The sequence below is a fragment of the Nonomuraea sp. NPDC004186 genome (assembly GCF_053603495.1).
Genome location: NZ_JBSGFQ010000248.1, coordinates 1 through 5,009 on the forward strand (window position 1 = coordinate 1; position 5,009 = coordinate 5,009).

Below are 5,009 nucleotides of genomic sequence, written 5' to 3' on the forward strand. Positions count from 1 at the left end.
GAGCCGATCGTGCGCCTGGTACGCGACATGGCCGCGTTGCGGGATCCCCGGCAAGTGCCCACCCCGATCAGCCCGGGCAGTCCACTGCTCCGGCGTCGACTCCGCGTGGCGTCCTCGCGGCGTTCGAGCAGGCCCCGGTGTCACAGCTCCTGGGTGATCCGGGAGGCCTTGCTGGGTCGATGCCGACCTCGTGGGCGAGCCGGGCGACGTCGAACCCGGCCCGGCCGGAGGTCTCCCGCTCCAGGACCGCGTTGACGATCCGCAGGGCCGTGCGCAGCGAGGAGGCCTGCGGCGGGTTCGCTGTCACATCCGCACTACAGCGAGATGATCGCGACCGGAAGCACCGCTCTCAGCCGGTCGGGCACAGGGCGAAGACGCGGGCCGGGAAGCCGGATCCGCCCTGGGGCTTGGGCCAGGTCGCCACGATCAGCGCGCCCGTCTCGGGCACCTGGTCGAGGTTGGCCATCAGCTCGATCTGCCACCGGTCCCGCGCCAGGACGTACAGCTCCAGGCTGAAGTCGCCGTTGGACGTGGCCGACCCGGGATCGGTGTCGGTCTGCTCATGGCCGATCGCGGTGACGCCGACCTGGTCGAACAGGTACCGCAGCACGTCGGCCGACCAGCCGGGGGTGTGGCTGACCCCCGCAGCGTCCTTGTTGGCCATCGCGTCCCGGTCCGGCCAGCGCCGGCCCCAACCGGTCCGCAGCGCCACGAACGCCCCGGCGGGGATCCGCCCGTTGCGCCGCTCCCACGCCGCGACGTCCTCCATCGTCGGGGTGGCGTCCGGATCGGCCGCCACGCGCTGGGTGATGTCGAGCACCACCAGCGGCAGGATCATCTCCTCCACCGGGATCTCGTCGACGGTCCGCGCGCCGGCCACGAAGTGCACGGGCGGGTCCACGTGTGTGCCCCACTGCCCGACGAGCGTGTACAGGTGGACGTTGAAGCCGTCCCCGCGATCCATGTCGAAGACCTTCTCGCGCCGCTCGTCCGGGAACGCGGCGAAGTGCGGCTGCCCCGGGCGGAAGGCGTGGGTGAGGTCCACGCAGGTCGTCTTAGCGGTGAGCTCGCGGTAGGCCGACCACAGAGGGGGTTCCATGAGCTTGGTTCTCCTTCGTCTGGACAAGGGCGGGACGCCTACGGCGTCCGTGGCGCAGGTGGTAATACAAGTAGCAGATCGCCACGAACGGGACGCCGAAGTACAAGGCGGCGACCTGGGCCGGGTCCAGGGCCACGCCGACCAGGGAGACCGCGCACAACCCGAACGCCAGGACCGGCACGACGGGGTAGAAGGGCGTGCGGTAGGCCAGGGTCCGCACATCTCCGCCGGCCCTGAGGAACACGCGCCGGTGGAAGAACTGCGAGGCCGCGATGGACATCCACACCCCGACCACGGCGAAGCCGGCGATCGACACCAGCGCCAGGTAGACGGTCTGGGCCGCGATCACGCTGGTGAGCAGGGAGGCGATGCCGCCCAGCATGCTGACCGCGAGCGCGACCATGGGGATCCCGCGCTTGTTCAGGCGGCTCGTGCGCCGTACGGCCCGCGCGTCGTGCAGCCCCCTCCGGCTGGACGGGGTCGTGCGGCGCGTACAGTCCTGCGGGTGGAGGTGCGGTGATGCCGGAATGGCTGGAGGCGGGGCTGTGGGGGTCGGTGGCCGGCGGGGCCCTGGTCGTGGGAGCCGCGGTCGCCTGGTCGGTGAAGGTCCCGGCGCGCTGGATCGCCATGATCATGGCTTTCGGGGCCGGTGTCCTGATCTCGGCGCTGTCGTTCGAGCTGATGGACGAGGCCGAGCGCGCCGGCGGGCTCTTACCGGCCGCCGCCGGCTTCCTCGCCGGAGCCTGCGCCTACGTGGCGGCCAACGCGCTGCTGGCCCGGTACGGCGCGCGGCACCGCAAGCGTTCGGGCGATCAGCAGCCGAGCGAGGCCGACGTCCAGGGGAGCGGCGCGGCGATCGCCATCGGCGCGCTGCTCGACGGCGTCCCCGAGTCCGTGGTGCTCGGCCTGTCCCTGGTGGGCGGAGGGAAGATCGGGCTCGCCGTGCTCGCCGCGGTGTTCATCTCGAACGTCCCAGAAGGGCTCTCCAGCGCCGCCGGGATGAAGCGCGCGGGCCGCGGCCCCGGCTACGTGTTCGGCATCTGGGGCGGGATCGCGCTGGCCAGCGGCCTGGCGGCACTGCTCGGCAACCTGACCATGCAGTCCGCCTCGCCCGCGTTCACCGCGGTGATCATGGGGGTGGCGGCGGGCGCGATCCTCGCCATGGTGGCCGACACGATGATCCCCGAAGCCTTCGAGCGCGCGCACACCCTCACGGGGCTCATCACCACGATCGGATTCCTGGCGGCCTTCGCCATCGAGCGCCTGGCCGAGTGAGCCTTCACCGGCTGAGCCACCGCCGGGAGACGCGGATCCGCAGCCGGCCGTAGGGGAGCGTCCCGGTGACCAGGACGTGCGGAGCGCCGGGACGTGGACGGCCCGGCGCCTCGCAGGTCACGCGGCCCCAGTCGGTGCGCACCCCGTCGGTGTTCGCGGTCGCGCCGCGCGGCAGGACGATCGTGGCGGATCCGTAGTCGAGCCGGAGGCCGATCTCGATCTCGGCATGCGCGATGACGGCCCGGGACAGATCCAGCCGTACCTGGCCGTACTCGGACTCGATCCGCAACCGGCGCGGGACCTGCCAGTCGCCCGCCCGCCTGATGCGGCCGCCGGTGGAGCTCAGCTCCACCGTCTCGTCCGGGAGTTCGGGCAGGTCGGCGGTGACCGCCACCAGGTCGCCGTGGGAGGCGGCGGTGAGCGCCCGTTCGAGCCGCTCCTCCATCTCGGCGGAGCCGAGCCGGCCGTCGGCGAAGGCCTGCTGAAGTCGTTGGACGACCATGTCGCGGTCGCCGTCGGAGACTCGCGTCCGGAGTTCCATGGTTGCCTTCCTGTTCGGTCGTGGCGGCTCGCCGGTCAGAGGTCGAGGTCCTCGACGACGGGGCGTTCGGCGATCCCGGCGATCCGGGCGTAGAACTCGGCGGGGATCCTGCCGCGCAGCTCCTCGATCGTGCCGATGACCTCCACGACGGCATCGCCCGGCACGAAGCCCCAGCTCGTCTCGCCCAGGCCGAGGTAGCCGAGCCAGTCGTCGGACTCCGAGCCGCTCACCCAGCCGGGCGAGCGATCGACGTGCAGGACGAACGTGCCCTTGCCCGAGCGGTACACCCGGAACGTCTCCACCCGCCCGCTGCGGCCGGTGCGGCCCCACTCGCCGAGCAGCACTCCGGAGAAGCGCCGCTCGTCCCCGGCGACCTGGATGACGATCTCGTCGTATCCCTGCCGGCGGCCCTCCTCCGCCTCGACGTAGCGCCGCAGCGCCTCGCTGATCGCCGCCGCCGGCGTGCCGCCCGCCAGGCCCTGCGCCCGCTCCAGCAGCGGAAGGTCCTCGTCCGGGATCTCGATCTTCGTGCCGCGCACCATGGCCGCCCTCCTCGTGTATACGTATAAGCCTACGTATAAGGGAGGGCGATGGCAACAGGGTCAGAACAGGCCCGGCTGCTCGCTCGGCCGGTGCGGCGGCCGTTTGGGCGCGAGGCCGCCGATGGCGTCGAGGTCGTACAGGGACCGCCAGCGCGTGCGGCCCCCCTCGGCCAGCAGGCGCCGCAGCAGCCGCGCCGTCACCTCGGCGTCCGGCAGGGCCCGGTGGCGACCGGCCGGGCGGGGGATGCCCAGGTGCGCGAGCAGGGTGTCCAGGCTGTGGGAGGGCAGCCGCGGATACAGGTGGCGGGCCAGCCGTACGGTGTCGAGCAGCGGGACGGCGGCCAGCCGCGGGCACCACGACCGCAGCCCGGCGATCAGGGCCGCCTCGGTCGCGGCGTGATGGGCGACGAGCCGGTACGGCGGCTCTGTCAGGCGGTCGTCGAGAGCGGCCATGACCTGCTCGGCCGGTGGGGCGGTGGCGAGCATGGCCTCGGTGATGCCGGTCTGCCGCACGTCCCACGGGGTGACGGCCACGCCCGCCGGCGGGGCCATCAGCGACTCGAACCGCCACACCTCGGCCAGGTCGCCGCCGCTCGCCTTGACGGCGCACACCCCCACCTCGACCGGCACCAGGGGACGCCCCTGCGGCGTCAGCCCTTCGAAGTCGATGACGACCAGAGTGTGGCGGGTGAAAACGGCGTCGTCGTACAAGGCGATCCGTGCTGCGGGCGCGTCCACGCGGTGACGGTACCCCGTCGCCCGTCCGCACACCCGCGATGTGGAAGGTCGACTACCGCGCCTAGGAGGTCGCGCCGGCGCGAGTGACGAGGGTGACGAAGGTGAGGCGGGCCGAGCCCACCCGGCCGGTGACCTCCCAGCAGCCTTCGACGGGGAAGTACACGCCCGTGGCCTGGAAACCCGTGTCGCCGTAGCCGTCGGGCACGTCGCTGCGCAGCGGCGCGGCCGGTCCGTCCAGCCGCCGCCCGCTGATCGCCAGCTTGCCCGCGACCCCCCGCCACCAGCCGTACTTCATGGAGATCGAGCCGTCCGGCCGGACGAAATCGGCGCCGGCCTCGATGACGCCGTCCGGCTCCAGCCCGCCCACCCACAGGCTCCCGGCGCCGTGGGAGCTCTCCCTGCCGAAGAACGGGCCGGGCGTGCCGTTCGAGGAGGTCGGAGCGGGGCTGGGCAGCGTCACAGGGCAGTCGCCGGGGCCCGCTCCGGAGGAGCAGGCCGGGCAGGACAGGACGGCGGCGAGGGCGAGGACGACCGGCAATCTCATGCCCGGCATACACCGGAAAGGGCCGGACGGTTCCCGGGCCGCGGGCTCAGAAGGAGAGGAGGGAATGGCAGTGGTGGGCCACGAACGAGGCGAAGCCGGGCACCAGCGCCACCGCCGCCGGCCCGCTCAGCAGCAGGGCCACGCTCGCCACCCCGGCCAGGCGCTCCACGCGCCTGAGCGGGGAGGCGGGGTTGAGCATGCGGCGTACGCGCAGGAGCTTGGCCACCTGCTGCTCCGGCAGGCCACCGGCCAGGGACAGCACGGAGGTCA

Annotated in this window: 9 protein-coding genes; 1 reads left to right on the top strand and 8 read right to left on the bottom strand. The window is 72.9% G+C overall.

All coding sequences use genetic code 11. From position 1 onward, the window contains the following. Positions 1–67: 67 nt before the first annotated feature. Genes ACWEPL_RS64830 through ACWEPL_RS64840 form a run of 3 tightly spaced genes read right to left on the bottom strand, consistent with a single transcriptional unit; the run spans position 68 to position 1,628 of the window. On the bottom strand, positions 68–307 hold the full coding sequence (locus ACWEPL_RS64830) for a hypothetical protein (protein ID WP_452442960.1): 240 nt from the start codon (positions 305–307) through the stop codon (positions 68–70). Between the two features lie 42 nt (positions 308–349). After that, the gene (locus tag ACWEPL_RS64835; RefSeq protein WP_452442962.1) at positions 350–1,099 is read right to left on the bottom strand and encodes a cyclase family protein; all 750 of its coding nucleotides are present in this window, start codon (positions 1,097–1,099) and stop codon (positions 350–352) included. Next, complete coding sequence (locus ACWEPL_RS64840) at positions 1,056–1,628, bottom strand: hypothetical protein (protein WP_452442972.1); 573 nt, start codon at positions 1,626–1,628, stop codon at positions 1,056–1,058. Before ACWEPL_RS64840 ends, ACWEPL_RS64835 begins: the two co-directional genes overlap by 44 nt. Here ACWEPL_RS64840 and ACWEPL_RS64845 point away from each other — a divergent pair. Beyond that, a complete protein-coding gene (locus ACWEPL_RS64845; RefSeq protein WP_363964761.1) occupies positions 1,619–2,374 on the top strand; it encodes a ZIP family metal transporter in 756 nt (251 codons plus the stop codon). The two genes, ACWEPL_RS64840 and ACWEPL_RS64845, sit on opposite strands and share 10 nt — an antisense overlap. Positions 2,375–2,378: 4 nt before the next feature. On the opposite strand, the gene ACWEPL_RS64850 is transcribed toward ACWEPL_RS64845, so the two are convergent. The 5 genes from ACWEPL_RS64850 to ACWEPL_RS64870 form a co-directional block, all read right to left on the bottom strand. After that, positions 2,379–2,915: a DUF1707 SHOCT-like domain-containing protein gene (locus ACWEPL_RS64850; protein ID WP_452442964.1), complete on the bottom strand. Its 537-nt coding sequence runs from the start codon at positions 2,913–2,915 to the stop codon at positions 2,379–2,381. A gap of 35 nt (positions 2,916–2,950) precedes the next feature. Then, positions 2,951–3,457, bottom strand: a complete 507-nt coding sequence (locus ACWEPL_RS64855) for an EXLDI protein (protein WP_452442965.1) — start codon at positions 3,455–3,457, stop codon at positions 2,951–2,953. A 60-nt stretch (positions 3,458–3,517) separates the two neighbouring features. Then, the gene (locus ACWEPL_RS64860) at positions 3,518–4,195 is read right to left on the bottom strand and encodes a 3'-5' exonuclease (protein WP_452442967.1); all 678 of its coding nucleotides are present in this window, start codon (positions 4,193–4,195) and stop codon (positions 3,518–3,520) included. A gap of 61 nt (positions 4,196–4,256) precedes the next feature. After that, positions 4,257–4,739, bottom strand: coding sequence for a hypothetical protein (locus ACWEPL_RS64865; RefSeq protein ID WP_452442969.1), 483 nt, complete (start codon positions 4,737–4,739; stop codon positions 4,257–4,259). 46 nt (positions 4,740–4,785) lie between these two features. Next, positions 4,786–5,009 (bottom strand): hypothetical protein (locus ACWEPL_RS64870; RefSeq protein ID WP_452442970.1); only part of this gene is annotated, 224 nt, incomplete at its 5' end.